Origin of the sequence: Arcobacter sp. YIC-80 (genome assembly GCF_044841725.1) — a bacterium.
Lineage (GTDB): Bacteria > Campylobacterota > Campylobacteria > Campylobacterales > Arcobacteraceae > Arcobacter_B.
Window position 1 is genome coordinate 44,008 of sequence record NZ_JBJBSI010000003.1, and the last position, 18,660, is coordinate 62,667.

18 protein-coding genes are annotated in these 18,660 nt (G+C 27.2%); 5 read left to right on the forward strand and 13 right to left on the reverse strand.

From position 1 onward, the window contains the following. Position 1: 1 nt before the first annotated feature. Entirely contained in the window at positions 2 to 316 is a 315-nt protein-coding gene (locus tag ACH5BK_RS05795; RefSeq protein ID WP_404305369.1) for an MTH1187 family thiamine-binding protein, read from the reverse strand. A 161-nt stretch (positions 317 to 477) separates the two neighbouring features. After that, on the reverse strand, positions 478 to 1,632 hold the full coding sequence (gene lepB / locus ACH5BK_RS05800) for a signal peptidase I (protein ID WP_404305371.1): 1,155 nt from the start codon (positions 1,630 to 1,632) through the stop codon (positions 478 to 480). A gap of 322 nt (positions 1,633 to 1,954) precedes the next feature. Between lepB and ACH5BK_RS05805 the strand changes: the two genes are divergently transcribed. Beyond that, on the forward strand, positions 1,955 to 2,293 hold the full coding sequence (locus ACH5BK_RS05805; RefSeq protein WP_404305373.1) for a hypothetical protein: 339 nt from the start codon (positions 1,955 to 1,957) through the stop codon (positions 2,291 to 2,293). Here ACH5BK_RS05805 and msrA read toward each other — a convergent pair. The 7 genes from msrA to ACH5BK_RS05840 all read right to left on the reverse strand — a co-directional run bounded on the left by msrA (position 2,290) and on the right by ACH5BK_RS05840 (position 9,275). Further along, complete coding sequence (msrA, locus tag ACH5BK_RS05810) at positions 2,290 to 2,772, reverse strand: peptide-methionine (S)-S-oxide reductase MsrA (RefSeq protein ID WP_404305375.1); 483 nt, start codon at positions 2,770 to 2,772, stop codon at positions 2,290 to 2,292. The genes ACH5BK_RS05805 and msrA overlap by 4 nt on opposite strands. After that, the gene (locus ACH5BK_RS05815) at positions 2,765 to 3,133 is read right to left on the reverse strand and encodes a methionine-R-sulfoxide reductase (RefSeq protein ID WP_404305377.1); all 369 of its coding nucleotides are present in this window, start codon (positions 3,131 to 3,133) and stop codon (positions 2,765 to 2,767) included. The genes msrA and ACH5BK_RS05815 overlap by 8 nt, the downstream gene beginning before the upstream one ends. 9 nt (positions 3,134 to 3,142) lie before the next feature. Then, positions 3,143 to 3,757, reverse strand: a complete 615-nt coding sequence (locus ACH5BK_RS05820; protein WP_404305379.1) for a fumarylacetoacetate hydrolase family protein — start codon at positions 3,755 to 3,757, stop codon at positions 3,143 to 3,145. A 3-nt stretch (positions 3,758 to 3,760) separates the two neighbouring features. Further along, a complete protein-coding gene (locus ACH5BK_RS05825) occupies positions 3,761 to 4,645 on the reverse strand; it encodes a tetratricopeptide repeat protein (protein WP_404305381.1) in 885 nt (294 codons plus the stop codon). A gap of 65 nt (positions 4,646 to 4,710) precedes the next feature. Then, complete coding sequence (locus ACH5BK_RS05830; protein WP_404305383.1) at positions 4,711 to 5,367, reverse strand: NUDIX hydrolase; 657 nt, start codon at positions 5,365 to 5,367, stop codon at positions 4,711 to 4,713. 1 nt (position 5,368) lies between these two features. Continuing rightward, positions 5,369 to 6,634, reverse strand: a complete 1,266-nt coding sequence (gene bioA, locus ACH5BK_RS05835; RefSeq protein WP_404305385.1) for an adenosylmethionine--8-amino-7-oxononanoate transaminase — start codon at positions 6,632 to 6,634, stop codon at positions 5,369 to 5,371. Between the two features lie 43 nt (positions 6,635 to 6,677). Beyond that, the gene (locus ACH5BK_RS05840) at positions 6,678 to 9,275 is read right to left on the reverse strand and encodes an ABC transporter substrate-binding protein (protein ID WP_404305387.1); all 2,598 of its coding nucleotides are present in this window, start codon (positions 9,273 to 9,275) and stop codon (positions 6,678 to 6,680) included. A gap of 182 nt (positions 9,276 to 9,457) precedes the next feature. Between ACH5BK_RS05840 and ACH5BK_RS05845 the strand changes: the two genes are divergently transcribed. The 3 genes from ACH5BK_RS05845 to ACH5BK_RS05855 all read left to right on the forward strand — a co-directional run bounded on the left by ACH5BK_RS05845 (position 9,458) and on the right by ACH5BK_RS05855 (position 11,295). Continuing rightward, on the forward strand, positions 9,458 to 9,736 hold the full coding sequence (locus ACH5BK_RS05845; protein ID WP_404305389.1) for a hypothetical protein: 279 nt from the start codon (positions 9,458 to 9,460) through the stop codon (positions 9,734 to 9,736). A gap of 361 nt (positions 9,737 to 10,097) precedes the next feature. After that, positions 10,098 to 10,982: a LysR substrate-binding domain-containing protein gene (locus ACH5BK_RS05850; protein ID WP_404305391.1), complete on the forward strand. Its 885-nt coding sequence runs from the start codon at positions 10,098 to 10,100 to the stop codon at positions 10,980 to 10,982. Between the two features lie 100 nt (positions 10,983 to 11,082). Continuing rightward, a complete protein-coding gene (locus tag ACH5BK_RS05855; RefSeq protein WP_404305393.1) occupies positions 11,083 to 11,295 on the forward strand; it encodes a hypothetical protein in 213 nt (70 codons plus the stop codon). Here ACH5BK_RS05855 and ACH5BK_RS05860 read toward each other — a convergent pair. The 4 genes from ACH5BK_RS05860 to ACH5BK_RS05875 all read right to left on the reverse strand — a co-directional run bounded on the left by ACH5BK_RS05860 (position 11,292) and on the right by ACH5BK_RS05875 (position 17,397). Then, on the reverse strand, positions 11,292 to 11,963 hold the full coding sequence (locus tag ACH5BK_RS05860) for a DUF2161 family putative PD-(D/E)XK-type phosphodiesterase (protein WP_404305395.1): 672 nt from the start codon (positions 11,961 to 11,963) through the stop codon (positions 11,292 to 11,294). The genes ACH5BK_RS05855 and ACH5BK_RS05860 overlap by 4 nt on opposite strands. A gap of 572 nt (positions 11,964 to 12,535) precedes the next feature. Continuing rightward, positions 12,536 to 14,068 (reverse strand): bifunctional phosphoribosylaminoimidazolecarboxamide formyltransferase/IMP cyclohydrolase, encoded by a 1,533-nt coding sequence (gene purH / locus ACH5BK_RS05865; RefSeq protein ID WP_404305397.1) that lies wholly within the window; start codon positions 14,066 to 14,068, stop codon positions 12,536 to 12,538. 84 nt (positions 14,069 to 14,152) lie between these two features. Next, on the reverse strand, positions 14,153 to 16,366 hold the full coding sequence (gene purL, locus ACH5BK_RS05870) for a phosphoribosylformylglycinamidine synthase subunit PurL (protein ID WP_404305399.1): 2,214 nt from the start codon (positions 16,364 to 16,366) through the stop codon (positions 14,153 to 14,155). 65 nt (positions 16,367 to 16,431) lie between these two features. Next, positions 16,432 to 17,397: a L,D-transpeptidase family protein gene (locus ACH5BK_RS05875; protein WP_404305400.1), complete on the reverse strand. Its 966-nt coding sequence runs from the start codon at positions 17,395 to 17,397 to the stop codon at positions 16,432 to 16,434. A gap of 80 nt (positions 17,398 to 17,477) precedes the next feature. Here ACH5BK_RS05875 and ACH5BK_RS05880 point away from each other — a divergent pair, with 80 nt between their 5' ends. Further along, positions 17,478 to 18,659, forward strand: coding sequence for a peptidoglycan DD-metalloendopeptidase family protein (locus tag ACH5BK_RS05880; protein ID WP_404305402.1), 1,182 nt, complete (start codon positions 17,478 to 17,480; stop codon positions 18,657 to 18,659). Position 18,660 lies beyond the last annotated feature (1 nt).

Below are 18,660 nucleotides of genomic sequence, written 5' to 3' on the forward strand. Positions count from 1 at the left end.
ACTATTTTGAAACTTCACCTATATAACTTTCAACTGATTTAATCTTTTGAGTCATTCTATCTTCATGATTTTTTCTTATATCAAAAGTTATAGTTGAATAAACTCTATTACACCCTAAATCTTCTAATACCTTGTAACATCTACCTATCAAATCTAAAGCCTCACTCATTTTATTTGTTTCTATAATTGTACACATTGAAGTTAATTGATAAGAATATCCACTATTTTTAATAACTTCAATTACTTTTGAAACTTCTTTAGCCTTACTTTCACTTTTATCTGTTGGAAACATTGCCATTTGTACTAAAACACTCATCTAAGCTCCTTATTATAGGTATTTTTTTATATTTGTTTCAATATTATATTAAATCATTGACACATAAATTTGATACAAGGATTGTAGCAAAATTATAATAAAGTATTTTCTAAAAAAATAAAACAAGATAAACTATAAATCAAAATTAGATTTATAGTTTATTAATTAATTTTTTTACCTATTCTACTTATATCATTAAAATTTATAAATATAGACTTTACATAGCCAACAATTTGATTTTGCGAAACAGTTCCCCAAAACCTTGAATCATTTGAATGATCCCTATTATCTCCCATCATGAAATATTCATTTTCTGGAACTATTATAGGATACATATTAAATAATTGTGAAGGACTTAATCCATTATTTACAACAAGATTATCATTACTTATCGATGGAAATTTAATTTTATAGGGATTAATTACCCAAAATTTATTTCCAACCTTCATAATATCCTTATTAGAGTAATTATTTAAAATGTATTCATTCCCTTCTTTAGGATGTAAAAGTAAATTTTTATCTTGTATAGCAATAATATCTCCACTAGTAGCAACCACTCTTTTTATGTACAATATCTTTTCATTTTTTGGATATTTAAATACTACTACTTCACCTCTTTTAGGTATAAATTGTGTTTTTTTAACCAAAAACTGATCATTTTCAAGAATTGTAGGTGACATTGAAGAAGAAGGCTGTGTAAATAATTTAACTGTTACACTTTTTCCTAAAATTGTAATATATGAGAAATAAAATATACAAGTTATTATGAGAAAATACCATTTACTAAACTTACTATATTTGATTTCATTCTTATTTATAATACTAATTACATTAAATATTGGAATAAAATATAATAAAAGAGCAGAAGAATATATTAATAAGACAGTAAAAATATTAGTATATTCAAATATTGAATTATATAAAGAATATAGGAATAAAGGCATTAGAAACATATATAAATAACCTTTTTTTATATGACCAACATATATATAACCTAAACCAGGAGCAATAAAAGTAAGTATAATTCCAACTATTTTGCTTTTCTTTTTTTCTTTTTTTACATTTAATTCTTCATTACCATCATCTATAGTAGAAGATTCAATTTCTAAACTATTTTCAGTATTGATATTTTCTCTTTTTATTTGTTTTCTTCCTATAAAAGGATATAAAATTGCAGTTACTGGTATGAATATTAATAGTAAAACCCATACTATTTTATTATTTGGTTCTTTAAAGTTATTTACAAGAACAGAAAAAAAAGCATAAAGCCAAATCAAAAAACAAATGGTATAAATAATTAATATTGATACAAACATATTATTTTCCACTTAATTTTGAATTTGCTATTTTCTTATATTCATCTATAAAACTATTTACTCCAACTAATAAAAATAATCCTACTAAAATAAAACATTTCGTCATTGTGTTTCCTCTATTATGTTATAAAATTACTAATAAAATAATAATTTTTAAAAAAGTTGAAAATTATATCATAATAAGTTATTAGACTAATATTAAATTCATAGAACCACTTATATTTATTATGTTCTTTTTTTAAAGTATATATTTTATATACTTTTTTACTTATATTTTAAAACTTTTTTGTTATTATACAATATTAATAAAAGGAGAAATAATATGCAAATAGATGTATCTGCAGAAGTGATTTTATCACAACTTGGATATTCAAAAAGTGATGCTTCAATGAAGCAAGCTGAAAAAATGATATCTGTTACAGACAACTTTGATAAGTTTTCTAAACACATTTTTTCTTTAAATGATCATTTAAAGAAAATGAATGCTTACGTAGGATTGTCAAATAAAACTGACTATTTAAAAATCAAATGTGATGAAAATGATGCACAAGAAATTTTAGAAGAATTTCATGAAGAAGTTTCACATTGGGCTAACAAGTACAATGTAAAACTTCAACAATTAGATGCAAAACCTATTTACTATATTTTAGGAACTCACTAAAAAATTTTCTTATAAGAATGACAGTAAGGCACCTTTTGGTGTCTTGCATAATAATCTTGATGATAATCTTCTGCTTCATAAAAAGGAACAACTTTATATAAACTTGTAGCAACTTTATAACCCATTGATGTCAATTTTTCAATCAATTTTTCAGAAATTTCTTTTTCCTCATCATCATTATAAAAAATAGCAGATAAATATTGACTTCCAATATCTGGACCTTGTCCATTTGTTTGGGTAAAATCATGTGTTTCAAAAAACTGAATGGCAAGTTGTTCAAAACTAACTTCAGTTGAATCATACTCTACTTTTACAACTTCTAAATGTCCTGTTTGACCTGTACAAACACTTCTATAATCAGGGTTTGGAATATGTCCACCCATATAACCTGAAACTGCTGTTTTTACACCTTTAAAGTTTTCAAAATAATATTCTGTTCCCCAAAAACAACCTGAGGCAAAATAAGCTTCTTTAATCATTGTTTTCTTCCTTAAAATTTAAAGATATTGAGTTTACACAATGTCTTGTATTCTTAGAAGTAAATCCCTCACCTTCAAAAACATGACCTAAGTGACCACCACAAGCTGCACAAACTATTTCAACTCTTCGTCCATCTGCATCAGCAACTCTTTTTACAGCTCCTTTAATTTCATCATCAAAACTAGGCCAGCCACAACCTGAACTAAATTTATCTTCTGACTTATATAGTGGAGTATTACATTTTTTACAAGTAAAAACTCCCTTTTTATAAAAATCATTATATTTCCCACTAAATGGAAGTTCTGTACCTTTATTCTCTATTACTCTTATTTCTTCATCTGTAAGTTTATTAAATGCCATATCTTCTCCTTAAGAAACTATAAATTTTTTAGTAAGCAAAACTTCATTATCATAAAGAATTTTTCCTTCAAATACATCACCTTTTTTAAACTCCCCTACACCTTTTGGTGTACCACTCATAAGAATATCACCATCTTCAAAAGATGCAAAAGATTTAAACTCATTTATTATGTCATAAGGCTTATTAATCATTAAAGATACATCACCTTTTTGAGCTAACTTATCATTAATAAAAAGTTCTACTTCAAGTTTTGATATATCACCATCAAAACTTACAAAGTCAGAAAAAACAGCAGAATTATCAAAAGCTTTAGCTCTCTCCCAAGGTAAACCTTTAGCTTTTAGCTTAGATTGTACTTCTCTTAATGTTAAATCCAATCCAAATGAAACAGCAGATATTTTATCTTCTTCAATTAAAAATGAAATTTCAGCTTCATAATGACAAGAGGCACTTCCTTTTGGAAATACTAGATTAGTTGAAATAGAAGAGTTTGGTTTTATAAAAAAAACCATTTCATCAGGCACTGCATTGTTTAATTCTTCTATATGCTCACTATAATTCCTACCAATACAAACCACCTTTGAAGGAGTTATTTTTTGTTCTTGTAAAGTAATACTATTCATTTGTTATTTACCTTTATTATCTAGTTTTTTTAGTTTATACATAGAGTATTTGTTTTTAGATTCTTTATATAAAAATATAGCTTTTTCAATATCTTTTTGAACACCTAAACCATTTTCATAAAAATAAGCCAACCATGATTTTGAATAATCACTACCTAAACTTGAAGCTTTTTCAAACCAAGTAAATGCTTTTTTATAATCTTTTTTTATGCCTAAACCTTTAGCATAAAAATACCCTATTTCAGACATACTAAAAATATCACCAGCTTGAGCACTTTTAGTATAAAGATCAAAGGCTTTTTTTAAATCTTGCTTTGTTGAAATACCTCTTTTATAAAAATAAGCTACTTCTCTTTGAATAAATTTATCATCTTCTATTTCTAAAAATTTTGAAAAATAAAAGAAAGATTTATCAAAATCTTTCTTTACACTTAAGCCATTATGATAAATCAAACCTAATTGTTTTAAAGAATAACTATCATTTAAAAGGGCAAGTTTTTCCAAGTAAGGAATTGCTTTTGAATATTTTTTTTCTGTTATATAGATTTTACTTAATTTCTTAATTGAAGCAATATCATTTTTTAAAGCTGCTTTTTCAAGCCATAAGACAGATTTTTCTTTATCTTTTTTAGTATTTAAGCCTTCTTCATAAAAAGAAGCAATAGTTCTTAAAGCATTGATATCACCAGCTAAAGCTTTTTTCATAAAACAATTAAATTTTAAATTACCTTGTTCTAAGTCTTTACAAAGAATGGTTTTAGGTTTCTTTATTATTTTTTTTTCAGCTTTTTTTGCTGTTTTGGGTTCTTCTTTTATATTTTCTTTTACATCTTTACTTGTACATCCAATAATAAAAAAAGAAACTAAAACTAAAAAAAAGTTTTTCATTTATACTCCTATTCTAAACAAAAGTATTTTATCTAAAAATACTATTATTTAAATGAAGAGTTATATTAATACTTCTCTAATAAATCATTTATAATAACAGAAGTAATTCCCCAAATTACCTCATCTTCATATTTATAAACCCAAATTTTATGTCTTTTATTTCCCCAAGGCTTCTTATATGTATCAGGAAGCCCTAACTCTTCTACTGGAAACAACACCTCTTTTTTGCCTTCTTCATTAAATCTAAAAGGTTGTATTTCATGAGACAAAGTATATTCTAAAGCTTGTGTTTCTTTAAAAAATTTTAAAGGAATTAAAATAGTTTTTTCAACTTCATTTTTATCAATTTTCATTGTTTTTAAAGCTCTTTTTTTAATCGTAGCAACAAAAGGCTCAATTACTGCACCTATAGGAGCAACATAAGAATCAAGTTGTCCTATAATTTTAATATCTTTTGCTTCAATTCCAAGCTCTTCATAAGTTTCTCTTAATGCTGTTTGTTCAAAATTTTCATCAATTCCTTCTTCAAACCTTCCACCTGGAAAACATATATCTCCACCTTGTCTAATATGAGCTGCTCTTTTTTGAAATAATAAATGATATTCACCTTTTATTTTTATAAGAGGTATTAGAACAGCTGAATTAAAAAACCTATCTCGACCTAATACACCTGGAGTTTTTGGCATATTTGTAACTAACTGTTTTAAATCACTTTTTTTCATATTAACTCTTTATAGATTTTATAGCTTTAATCATAGTTCTAATTATTTTTCTTAAATCTTCTTCTTTTATAGTATAAGCTACAATTGAATAAATAAGTTTTCCAAAAGGTCTGATCCAAACACCTTTTGAAACACAATAATCTTGTATATATTGAGCATAACTATCATCTTTCAATTCAATAACCCCAATAGCTCCAATATTTCTAATACTTTTTACCAAAGGTATATCCCTTGCTTCATCTAGTTCTTCTGCAAAAATAGTTTCTATTTTTAAAACTTTTTCTTCCCAATTTGTTTGCTGTAGTAATTTTATACTTTCAATAGCTACACTACAAGCAAGAGGATTACCCATAAAAGTAGGTCCATGCATAAGAATACCTAATTTAGAATCACTTATTGTTTTTGAGACATTTTTTGAAGTAATCATAGCAGCCATTGTCATATAACCACCTGTTAAACCTTTACCTACAGTCATAATATCAGGTTTTATATCTGCCCACTGACATGCAAACATTTTTCCAGTATGCCCAAAACCTGTTGCTATTTCATCTGCTATTAAAAGAACATCATACTTAGTACAAAGTTCTCTTGCTTTTTTCAAGAATTTTGGATTATATATTCTCATACCACCTGCACCTTGAACAATTGGCTCTATTATAAAACCTGCTAATTCCTTATGATACTTCTCAAAGTTTTTTTCTAACTCATAAATTGCATCATCACAATTTTCATCAAAACCAATATTTGGAGCTTTTGTAAAAATATGTTTAGGAAGGTAAGAGCCATAAATACTATGCATAGAATTATTTGGATCACATACACTCATAGCAGCTAAAGTATCTCCGTGGTAAGCATATTGAGATGCTAAAAATTTATATTTTTTAAAGCCTTTTGCTTCTTGATATTGAATAGCTGTTTTCAAAGATACTTCAACAGAAACAGAACCACTATCACATAAAAAAACACTATTTAAACCTGTTAAATCTACTAGCATTTTAGATAATATAGCTGCATTTTCATGAGCTAGCCCACCAAACATAATGTGTGGCATAAGTTCAACTTGTTTTTTTAAAGCTTCATTTAATTTAGGATGATTATATCCATGTATTGCACTCCACCATGAACTCATAGCATCTATTAACTCTTCACCTGTTGAGAGAAAGATAGATGTTTTATCAGTTCTTTTTACTGGTAGTATTTTTGTTTTAGTTGGCAACGAATTATAAGGATGCCAAACATGCTCTTTATCTATATCTAACCAATTCAATAAAAATTCCTATTTTTAATATATATTAGATTATAGCTTAATATCAATTATCATCAAATAATGTAACAGTAAATTCAGCCCCTTTATATTTTTGCTCTTTATATTCAAATTTTTTATTTGTAACTTCTATTTGTCCATTCATATATTTAGATATTATTTGATCACACATATAAAGGCCTATTCCTGTACCTTTTGAAGTATGTTTTGTAGTAAAATAAGGTTCAAAAACTTTATCTAAAATTTTTGATTTTATTCCTCCTGCATTATCTTTTATTTTTATAACTATTTTATCTTTCTTTCTTTTTGTTTCTATAAAAATAAATTTATTATCTTTATCATTTAAAGATAAAGCATCTTTTGCATTGTTTAAAATGTTTATAAATACTTGAATAAACTCTGTCTCATGTCCATAGACTTCTATAGTTTGAAAATCTTTAACTATTTTAATATGTTCTTGTTCAAACTTTGAGTTTAATAAATTTATTGTTTTTTCTAGAGTATTTGAAATATCAAATTTTACTTTTTTATCTTGAGGCTTAAAGAAATATCTAAAATCATCAATAGTATGAGATAAATAGTTTGATGAATTAACAATCCTATCTAAGGTTTCAAAAAAGAATTTATCATCTAAATCTCCAACTTCTTTTTTAATCTTTAAACCACTAGCACTAGTAGTTATTACAGATAAAGGCTGTCTCCATTGATGAGCTATATTTTCAATCATCTGACCCATTGCAGCCATTTTAGACTGTCGAACTAACAATCTATCTTTTTTTAGATTCTTCTCAACTTCATCTTTTATCTTTTCTTCTAGTGTTTCATTTATTCTTTTTAACTCTTGTGTTTTTTCTTCAACTTTTTTATTTAAATCTTTATTAACTTTATTTAATAAATTTTGTCTATACAATAAAAATAAAATTACAACTGTAATAGCAAAAAGAATCTGATACAATAAAGTATAATCAAACTCTTTTTTATGTTCCACATAAACCCACTTGTTACTTAATAATTCTATAGTTTCACTATCCAAAGTATTTATAAACTTATTTAATATATCAAATAATTTACTCTCATCTTTTTTGACACCTATTCTAAGTTCTACTCTTTCATCAATTTTACCTGATATTTTAATATGCGATAAAAAATCATTTTGTAATATATACCAAGCTTGTCCCATAGAAGAAATATAGCCATAAAACTCACCTTTATTTACCATTTCTAAACCATCAACTATATTATTCAACTCAATAAAATCAATATCTGGGTACTTTAACTTTAAAGCTTCAAAAGAAGAAAAATCTCTATTTACACCTATTTTTACACCTTTAATATTAGATAAATTTTCTATGAAAGGTTTATCATCTTTAGTCATAAGTACAGAAGGTATATCAAGATATGATTTTGTAAAATTCATAATATCTTTTCCTTCTTGAGTCAACTGAGAAGTAGGAATAATATCACATACACCTTTTTTTATAAGTTCTATAGAATGTTCTGTATTATTAGTTTTTACATAAGAAACATTTATGTTTAATTTTTTTTCTAACATTTTCATAAAATCCGATGTAATACCTTGAAGTCTATTTTCTTTTATATCACTATAAGGCATAGCATTTGGAATAATACAAGCTTTAATAACTTTTCTTTTTTCTAAATATTTTTTTTCATTACTTGTAAAAACCAATTTATTATCTTCAAAATAAATAAAATCATCAAAATCTATTATATTTTTAGTAAGCCCCATAATATTATATAAGTCATATATTCTTTGAAGCTTTTCTTTTTTAATTTCACCTAGTTTTTTGGTGTTAAAATAAGAAAGTTTTTTAAGTTCTTTTCCTTCATAAACTAATTCTTCCTTTGAAAGATTTTGGGAATTATATTTCTTAATTATTAAATCCGCACTCTCTTCAATATTTTCATAAGCATACTCCCAACCTTTAAGTGAAGCATTTTTAAAAGCAAGAACTGTATCTATGTCATTTTCAATCATATCTTTACTAGTAAAAAGCAAATCACTATACATGTCAAAACCAAATTTTTTAGGATCAAAAATATTATAGTCTATACCTTTTTGTTGTAATTCAAATGGAGACTTAGAAATATATGCTGAGATAACATCTGTTTTTTTATTTATTAAATCGTTAATATTATGTGTATGTTTTACAAAATTTAAATCTTCTAATCTAACATTATGTGAACGTATCATAGCTTTTAAAGATACTTCACTTGAATCATCAATTGTTGTCATAATAGTTCTATTTTTAAAGTCTTCAATAGAATTAACTTTTGAATCTTTTGTACTAACTAAAATCAAAGGGGTAGCTTGGAAAAGTGCATATAAAGCTACAATATCAGCTCCTTTTGATTTATCAAGAATTAACGTTTCTCTTCCTACTGCAAAATCAAACTTTTGTTTTGCCACATCATTAGGAATATTAATACCAAACTCAAAAGGCTTAATATTTACATCTAATCCTGCTTCTTTGTAAAAACCTTTTTCTTTAGCTATATAGTAGCCAGCAAATTGGAATTGATCAAACCATGATAATTGAATTGTAATTTTCTTTAAATCTTTTGATAAAAGTAGACTTGGGAAAAAGATAAAAATTAAAATAATATAGAGTAATTTCTTAAACATATAAACTCACTTTCTTTTTATGAAGCAAATATTATAACAAATAAATCTCACTTTCTAACAAAAAAAAAGATAAAAAATTACTAATTTTAAATACTTATAAAAACACCTAAAGTACAATAAAGTTATCATTTTTTTATCATACGATTCTAATATAATTTAGCAAAAAATTAGGAGTATTTTCAATGGAACATCAAGACTTAGAATTAAAACACATCTCAACAGTTGATGATAAAAGATATTTTATTTCAACAATTAAAATGCATGTTAGACACTCTTGGCTAAATCAACATAACAATGTTTTCGTTTATGAAACAATGATATTTAAAAAAGAAGACAATAAAGTAATCTACCATGAACCTGTATATAATAAAAGATATAATAGCTATGAAGATGCAATAAATGGTCATCAATATGCAGTTGAAAATACAGCAAAAATCATAAAAGAAGGTATTCTTTGTTAAATTCATAGGTTTTCCTATGAATTTAATATAAGCTTATTTTCTATACTATTTAATACACCTACTAAATTGAACTAGTTAACAAAGTAAATATTTTGTAGAAAAATCTAAACTACTTTGCTGTTTTATTAAAGTATATTTACTAAAACTATTTGATAAAATTAAACCTAAAAGTATAGCAACAATCAAAATAAAACTTACTATACTAAAGAATATGATAAGAATCATTCCTTTATAAAATTCTATTTTTTTTAAATTTTATATTTTGTACTCTTTAATTTTGATTGAATTATAAAGGATTATTTATCATTTGTAAAATTAATTATTTTTGATATAATAATCAAAAAAATTTATAGGATTTGTTTTGATTACACTAAAAGAACTAGATATATTTTTCAAATTATGTGAAGACTCACATATTTCTAATCTTGCTAAACAAATAAATATGACACAAGCTGCTATATCATCAAGTCTTAACTCTTTAGAAAAAAAACTTGATGAAAAACTTTTTGATAGAGTAGGTAAAAAACTTATATTAAATGAAAGAGGAAGACTATTTAAAGACAACTCGTACTCTCCATATTTAGAGCTTTTAAATAGTACAGAAATTTTTGATCAAGAAAAGCTAAGAGGAAAAGTAAAACTTGCTTCAAGCAAAACTTTTAATTGTATTGACTTATCTATATATCTTTATGACTTTATTTCTACACATGATGTGCAAGTTACAAAAAGTTCAAACAATACAAAACAAATTGTACAATCTATAGTAGATTCAACTATTGATTTAGGTTTTATTGAAAATGACTTTATTGATCCACACATAGTAAAAGAAAAATTAGCTGATGATGTACTTATTGTTGTAAGTGCAAATAAACACTTAAGTAACAATAGTTATTTTATAGATGAATTATATGAAAAAAACTGGATACTAAGAGAAAAAGGTTCCGCAACAAGAGAAATATTTTTGAATAAAATACCAGATACTAATAAGCTTAAGATCACAATGGAAATTTCAAATTTCGATGAAATTAAAAGTATCTTACTCCATGATAAAAATAGTATTACTTGTATATCAAAACTTGCTGTTCAAAAGGAAATTGAAGAAGGAAAACTTTTTAAAGTAGATATAAAAAATATAGATTTTAAAAGAGAATTATATATGATTCATCATAGAGACAAATATAAAAGTAAACTTTTTTTAGAATTTAGTGATTATATTAAAGAGTGTTTTCGAAAAAACTATCCATAAATTACAAATCAATTACGGTTACATTTTGGTTACAGTAAAATACCTATAAATTAAGTGATAAATTGTCATTATTCCACCAAGAAAATAAAAAAGGATACTTATGACATTTATTCCAGTTTCAACACAATTATTACAAGCTGTAAACTCTAACAATGTAACAAAAGTAGAAGAGCTTATTTTAAACTCAGATACAAAAAGAGAACTTATACTAGAACATGTATCAACATACGGAGAAAAGTCTTTAGCAAATTTGCTTCCAAGATTTAGAAGCAAAGGTTTAGTTCTAAATATTCAAACTTTATTGAATATCTAAGAACTAGGCTTCTTTTCAAGCCAAAACTTAATTTCTTCTTTTCCTTTAGCATTTAAAGAATAAATACCCTTTCCAACTCTTTCAAACCAAGAATAGTAGTTGTTATACATAATTTCTCTAGCTTTTAATTCATCTAAGTCTTTTGCTATTTGAGAAGCTTTACAATCCCCATGTCTTTCTAAATATAAAGCGATTTTCAAAGCTTTTTGTCTATATGAAGTAATAACACCTCTTCTACTAGCCATACCACCAAGATTGGGATCACCTACTCTACTTTGAAACTCACCTAAGAGTTTTTCTTTTTTTTGCTTTATTTTCCTTGGTTTATACTCAATAGGATCTAGTACTACTTCAACTTTATTTTTAATATGGTCTATTAAAATAAGCCCAAAACCTAACATCTTTAAAAGTTTTAAAGCTAATTTTCTTTTCTTTTTAAAAGCTTTTGAATCATGGGGAATACCAATGTATATAAGTGATGATAAAGAAATTCTATCCACACCTTGAAGCAATACATCAAGATTAAGAGATAGTTTAAGCTCAACTATTACAGGAGATTCATTACCTCTAACTGCTACAACATCACAATCACAAACTTCACCTTTCACTTCATAGTTTTGTGATTCTAAATATTTTTTTAGAGGTAAGTATAAATCAGATTCTTTCATTATAAATTCTTTTATATTTAATTTTCAAGTATGGTATATAAAAATTACTTAATTAGTTGTATTTATAGATATTGTCATAAAAATATTATGCTTAGAACATATAATAAAGAAAAGGAGTTATTCTATGTTCATAGCTATTAGTTTTTTTGTTGCAGGGGCTTTGCTTATTTTTGCTATTAAATAAATTTTAATTATAAGTCATTTTTTATTGATGTAAACACTATTTTACAATAAACGCAATTCTTATCTCTAGCACGTATCTCAATTTCTAAATCATTAGGAATATTTCAATTACTTGCCATTATAAACCCCTTATACTTTATATAAATTATATTACAGAATTTACTATTAAATTAAAACTAGAAAAAATAGATTATAGGATAAATAAAAAAGTGATTTAAATGATTAGATTTCAAAATAAATCAAGGTGGAGAGAGAAAAAAATATAGGAGCTTACATCTAGTAAGTGAGTATATTTATTTTTCCCAACAACGCCAAGTTATGCAAAAAGAGAAGTAAAGTCCCTTATCCTAAACGAATAAGAAAACTTTACGCGTAGTTAAATCATCTTTTTAGTGTAGGAAGTGTCTTTTATTTGAGAAGTATAAAGCCATACCAAATTCATTAGCAGCTTCTATAATTTCATCATCTCTGATAGAACCACCTGGTTCGATTACACACTTAACACCTGCTTCTTGGGCAGCATCAATTGAGTCTCTAAATGGGAAGAATGCTTCTGATGCTAAAGCAGCACCAGTTACATCAATACCTAAATCTTCTGCTTTTCTAAGTGCAGCTTTAGCAGCGTCAACTCTTGAAGTCATACCCATACCAACAGCAACCATTGCAGAATCTTTTACATATACTACACAGTTTGATTTAGTTAATGAAGCTACTTTATAAGCAATCTCCATATCTTTTTTCTCTTGTACAGTTGCTTCTCTAGTAGATTTTAATTCAGAGTTTGCAACTTCATCATCTTCAACTTTATCAGCGTCTTGATATACAAATCCACCATCAACAATTTTGAAGTTAAAATCATCATTTGCCATTTCTAACTTAGTAGTACCTTGTTTGAATAACTTGATTCTTTTCTTCTTGTTTAATTCTTGCTCAGCTTCAGCTGTAAAGTCAGCTGCAAATACAACTTCTAAGAAGATTTCATTCATTTTAACAGCTAAGTCTAAATCAACGATACCATTAACAGCAACTACTCCACCAAATGCAGAGATTGGGTCACATCTTAATGCACTCTCGTAAGATTCTAATAAAGTATCTTTAATAGCAAATCCACAAGGATTACCATGTTTTACAATACATACAGCATTTTCATCACCAAAAGCAGATGCAATTTTTGCAGCGCCTGAGATATCACCCATATTATTGAAAGATGCTTCACCTTTTAATGTGATAAATTTATTAGATAAATGCTTATCAAATTCGTATAATGCACCTTTTTGATGAGGGTTCTCACCATATCTAGTATCAAATACTTTAACACCCGTGATAAATTGTTTATTACCCATACCGTTGTTGAATCTTTTGTTCATATAATTAGCAATCATAGAGTCATAAGCAGCAGTATGCTCATAAGCTTTAATCATCATATCTCTTCTGAACTCTTGAGTATTTGAATCGTTTTTTAAGTTGTTAAGAACTAGGTCATAATCAGCTACGTCTGTTACAATAATAACTGAATCATGGTTTTTAGCAGCAGATCTAACCATCGCAGGTCCACCAATATCAATATTTTCAATAATTTCTTCAAAATCATCAGTTTTTTCAATTGTAGCTTTGAATGGGTAAAGGTTTACACATACTAAGTCAATACCTTCAACACCTAATTCTTTTGCTTGGTCTAAGTGTGATTGTTTATCTCTTCTATGTAAGATACCACCGTGAATATATGGGTTAAGAGTTTTTACTCTACCTTCAAAACACTCAGGAAATTTAGTAACTTCATTTGCTTCAATTACTGCAATTCCAGCTTCTTTTAATTTATTATAAGTACCACCAGTTGAGATGATTTCATAACCTAAAGATACTAACTCTTTTGCAAAGTTTTCAACACCACTTTTATCACTTACTGATATTAATGCTCTCATTTAAATTCTTCCTTGTTAAATTGTAAATATTAATAAAATAAAAAAAGCCAAACTCTATTTAGAGTCTGGCTTTGGCTTGTTTGATTATAAGTCTTGCTCGATTACTTGCTTGAACTTATTGAAATATACGTCAGACATGGCTTCTAAATCTTTATAGATATCATTAATAGATATTTTATCTGAACCAACTGTACCTATTGCACTACACTCAATACCTTGTGCATTTGCTATAGCTTCAAATGCAGCTGCATTTTCAGGCTTAACTTCAACAATAGCTCTTGATAAAGATTCAGCAAAAATTTCTTTTGAGTCATTTAAAGAAATATTTGCTTCAATACCTTTTTTACCAACTACTGCCATTTTAGCTAAAGCAATAGCAATACCACCAACATTAACATCTTTTGCAGCTTTAATTAAACCTTTTTTATTTCCTTCAATTACAGTATTCCATAAAGAAAGCTCTTTTTTAAAGTCAACTTCTGGGTGAGCACCTGCTACTTGATTATACATTTTTTTCATATATAAAGATCCACCAAATTCAGCTTTTGTTTCACCTAATAAGAAAAGCATATTCCCTTCTTCTTGAACACAAGAAGGAAGAACTTTATTTGCATCATCATTTACACCAACCATAGCAATTGCAGGAGTTGGGAAAACACCAACACCATTAGTTTCATTATAAAGTGATACATTTCCACCAATTACTGGTGTGTTAAGTTCTGCACAAGCTTTTTTAATACCTTCACAAGCTTGAGCAAATTGCCACATAACCTCTGGGTTTTGGGGATTACCAAAGTTTAGACAATCAGTAATAGCCTTTGGAGTTGCACCTGTCATAGCTACATTTCTTCCTGATTCCATTACAGCTGCAGCTGCACCTAATTCAGGATTAATATAACATTGTCTTGTATTACAATCAGCAGACATTGCTAAGGCTTTTCCATTTTCTTTTACTCTAATTACAGAACCATCATTTTGACCTGGGCCTTTAACAGTGTTAGTTTGAACCATAGAATCATATTGGTTATAAACCCATGATTTATCAACTACTTCCATATCTGAGAATAATTCTTCAAATACTTCTTGGTTTGATAATTCTTTATCTAAAGCTATATCTTCAATACCATCTAAGTATGCAGGTTTAGCAACTGGTCTATCTAATACAGGAGATTGTTCTGATACAGGCTGAACAGGAACTTCTGCACACTTTTCCCCATGCCAGAATAATTCCATATTTCCAGTAGCAGTAACTTCACCAATTACAGCAACATCTAATTCCCATTTTTCAAAAATATCTATAATTGCTTGTTCACAACCAGCTTTTGCACAAATTAGCATTCTTTCTTGAGATTCTGATAACATAAAGTCATAAGGAGTCATTCCCTCTTCTCTTGCAGGTACTTTATCTAAATGCATAATCATACCAGAACCAGATCTTCCTGCCATTTCAAATGAAGACGAAGTAAGTCCAGCAGCACCCATATCTTGAATACCGATAATTAAATCTTCTTTAAATAATTCTAAACAAGCTTCTAATAGTAGTTTCTCAGTAAAAGGATCACCAACTTGTACTGTTGGTCTTTTTGATTCAGAATCTTCATCAAATGAAGCAGAACTCATAACAGCTCCACCAAGTCCATCTCTACCAGTTTTTGAACCTACATACATTACTGGGTTCCCAATACCTTCTGCTTTACCATAGAAAATTTCATCAGCTTTAGCAATACCTAAGTTAAATGCATTAACAAGATTATTTCCTGCATAACACTCTTCAAAGTTTGTCTGACCTCCAATAGTTGGAACTCCCATACAGTTACCGTATCCACCAATACCAGCAACAACACCTCTTAAAAGGTATCTGTGTTTTTTAGCAGTTTCACTATCACCTTCAATTCCAGCAAATTGAATTAAGTTCATAGATGCAACAGGTCTAGCACCCATTGTAAATACGTCTCTCATAATTCCACCAACACCAGTAGCAGCACCTTGGTATGGCTCAATAAATGATGGGTGGTTGTGTGATTCCATTTTAAATACAGCAGCATATCCATCACCGATGTCAATAACACCAGCATTTTCACCTGGACCTTGGATAACCCATGGAGCTTTAGTTGGGAATCCTCTTAAGTATTTTGTACTAGATTTGTATGAACAGTGTTCAGACCACATCGCAGAAAAGATACCAATTTCAACATGATTTGGATCTCTTCCTAAGATTTCTTTTATATTCTCTAATTCTTCAAGTGTCAAAGAGTGAGCAAGTGCCATCTCTTCTAGGTTCATCTCTTTATTTTGCATTTTTCGCCTTAAAATATGGTTATTAAGTAAGCGTGATTATATCCAAAAAAGAGTTAAACTATGTTTTAGTCTTCAAATAAAATTTTCATTTTATTATCAATAATCTCTACAATTAGTTCTTTGTTTCCTATAAATTTTAAAGTATCACTTTTATAAAATTCATCCATATAAACCCTAAATAATCTTTTATTTAAAGAATTTGGATAAGCATAAATATTAATATTTGAAAATCTTATAATTTTTTCTTCATCTTTTGAAAATACTCTTTTTTTGTATTGTGCAAACTTCTCAATTTTCATTCCATCATATCTTTTAAATTCATTAGAATAAAAATTTAAATACTCGTCAATATTTGAATACTTCCAAGCCAATTTCCATTTATTTAAAGAAGCTAAAATAACTGCTAATTCATCTTTAGAAGCTTCTGTAAAAGTATTTTCACTTGTAATTAGAACTGCGTCTTTAAGATTTATCCTATTTCCTAAATCTATCAACTTTTCATTATCTAAGGCTATACAACCCTTAGTAAATTCTTCTCTTTTACCATCAAGAGGCATTCCATGAATCCAAATACCATGACCTTTTTTACTCATACTTTTATCAAAATTATTTGGATATGAAGTCACAAGAGCGAAAGGCCCATAAAATTGATCAAGTTTTGTTTTTTTCTGTGTTAAGTCATACACTCCAATAGGTGTTTTTTTATCCCCTTCAAGATACTTATCACCTTCTACTTCTCCTGTTATAACTTCATTTTCAAAAAGTTTTTCTAGTTTTTTATTTTCATTTTTAAATAAAAAAAGTTTCTTATCTTTTTTATTTGAAAAAAGAATGTATTTTTTACTTTCAATATAACCAAATTTTGTGTCATAAGATTTAAGTACATAATCCCAATAATCTTTTTTAGTAAGTTCTTTTTCTATTTGTGTTTCAACTGCTTTAAGGCCTTCTAGTCTATATAAATCAACTAATTCTTTTGAAAAAAGGTTTGTAATAAATAAAGAGAATATTAAAAATAATAATCTAAACAAAATAACTCCATAATATAAATTTTTAAGTTGCGCAATTGTATAATGATACCCCTAATTTTTAAATAAAAGTGAATATGTCCGTGAAAAAAATCATTGTTAGTTTATTATTTTTTATCAGTTTTTTGTTTGGTGCTGAAGTTAAGGAATTACCTTGGCCAAAAGGTGAAACTTTTTTAACATTTTTAGAAAAGTATTCAATTCCTCAAAAATTATATTTTGAGCTTGAAAAAGAAGATAAAGAGTTATGTTCTGAAATAAGAGCTGATGATAGATATTATTTATATGAAAATGATGATGGAACATTAAATCAAGTATTAATACCTGTATCAGAAGAAATACAACTTCATATATATATAGATGAAGATAATACATACAAATTTCAAACTTTACCAATTAACTATAATGAGTTTACAGAAACTATAATTGTTCCAATTACAAATTCAGTATCTTACGACCTACAAAAAGCAACAGGAAATGCAGCAGTATCAGCTCAAATAAAAGCTTTATTTAATGATGTAAATTTTAGAGGTATGCAAAAAGGTGATATTGTAGCCGTTAAATATTCACAAAAAGTACTATTAGGGAAAGCACATGGTTTACCTGATATAAAATCAGCAATGGTTGAAGTTGCAGGCAATAAATATTATAGATTTAAAAATGAAAAAGATGATAAATACTATAATGAAAAAGGTGTGGGTTTTACAAAAACATACTTCTTTAGAATTCCTCTTACATATAAAAGAATTTCAAGCCATTTTACTAGAAAAAGATGGCATCCGGTTCTAAAAAGATATAGAGCTCACTTAGGAACGGATTTTGCAGCACCAAGAGGTAGAAAAATTTATGCAGCAGGTGATGGAAGAGTTGAGTTTGTGGGTAGACGTGGGGGTTATGGTAAAACTATTATCATAAACCATAGAAATGGATATAAAACTCTTTATGCACACCAAAATAGATTTAACAAAAGCATAAGAAGAGGTCAAAATATAAAGAAAGGTCAGCATATTGGATATGTTGGAAGTACAGGTCTTAGTTCTGGCCCTCACTTACATTTAGGTTTATATAAAAATGGAAGAGCGGTTAATCCTTTAAAAGTTATAAAAAAACCAGATACAAATGGTTTAAAAGGAAAATCAAAAAGAACATTTGTTGCTAATGCAAAGTTAATGATTGAAGAAATAAATGCAAAAATAGATAATAAAGATTCAATTAAAGCAACAAGATTAGATAGAATAGATTATAAAAGTGAACTAAAAATTTAAA

What these genes read in the sequence shown, in the direction of transcription:
- ACH5BK_RS05795 (WP_404305369.1), bottom strand. Translation starts at nt 316, where the DNA reads ATGAGTGTTTTAGTACAAATGGCAATGTTTCCAACAGATAAAAGTGAA.
- lepB (WP_404305371.1), bottom strand. Translation starts at nt 1,632, where the DNA reads ATGTTTGTATCAATATTAATTATTTATACCATTTGTTTTTTGATTTGG.
- ACH5BK_RS05805 (WP_404305373.1), top strand. Translation starts at nt 1,955, where the DNA reads ATGCAAATAGATGTATCTGCAGAAGTGATTTTATCACAACTTGGATAT.
- msrA (WP_404305375.1), bottom strand. Translation starts at nt 2,772, where the DNA reads ATGATTAAAGAAGCTTATTTTGCCTCAGGTTGTTTTTGGGGAACAGAA.
- ACH5BK_RS05815 (WP_404305377.1), bottom strand. Translation starts at nt 3,133, where the DNA reads ATGGCATTTAATAAACTTACAGATGAAGAAATAAGAGTAATAGAGAAT.
- ACH5BK_RS05820 (WP_404305379.1), bottom strand. Translation starts at nt 3,757, where the DNA reads ATGAATAGTATTACTTTACAAGAACAAAAAATAACTCCTTCAAAGGTG.
- ACH5BK_RS05825 (WP_404305381.1), bottom strand. Translation starts at nt 4,645, where the DNA reads ATGAAAAACTTTTTTTTAGTTTTAGTTTCTTTTTTTATTATTGGATGT.
- ACH5BK_RS05830 (WP_404305383.1), bottom strand. Translation starts at nt 5,367, where the DNA reads ATGAAAAAAAGTGATTTAAAACAGTTAGTTACAAATATGCCAAAAACT.
- ACH5BK_RS05840 (WP_404305387.1), bottom strand. Translation starts at nt 9,275, where the DNA reads ATGTTTAAGAAATTACTCTATATTATTTTAATTTTTATCTTTTTCCCA.
- ACH5BK_RS05845 (WP_404305389.1), top strand. Translation starts at nt 9,458, where the DNA reads ATGGAACATCAAGACTTAGAATTAAAACACATCTCAACAGTTGATGAT.
- ACH5BK_RS05855 (WP_404305393.1), top strand. Translation starts at nt 11,083, where the DNA reads ATGACATTTATTCCAGTTTCAACACAATTATTACAAGCTGTAAACTCT.
- ACH5BK_RS05860 (WP_404305395.1), bottom strand. Translation starts at nt 11,963, where the DNA reads ATGAAAGAATCTGATTTATACTTACCTCTAAAAAAATATTTAGAATCA.
- purH (WP_404305397.1), bottom strand. Translation starts at nt 14,068, where the DNA reads ATGAGAGCATTAATATCAGTAAGTGATAAAAGTGGTGTTGAAAACTTT.
- purL (WP_404305399.1), bottom strand. Translation starts at nt 16,366, where the DNA reads ATGCAAAATAAAGAGATGAACCTAGAAGAGATGGCACTTGCTCACTCT.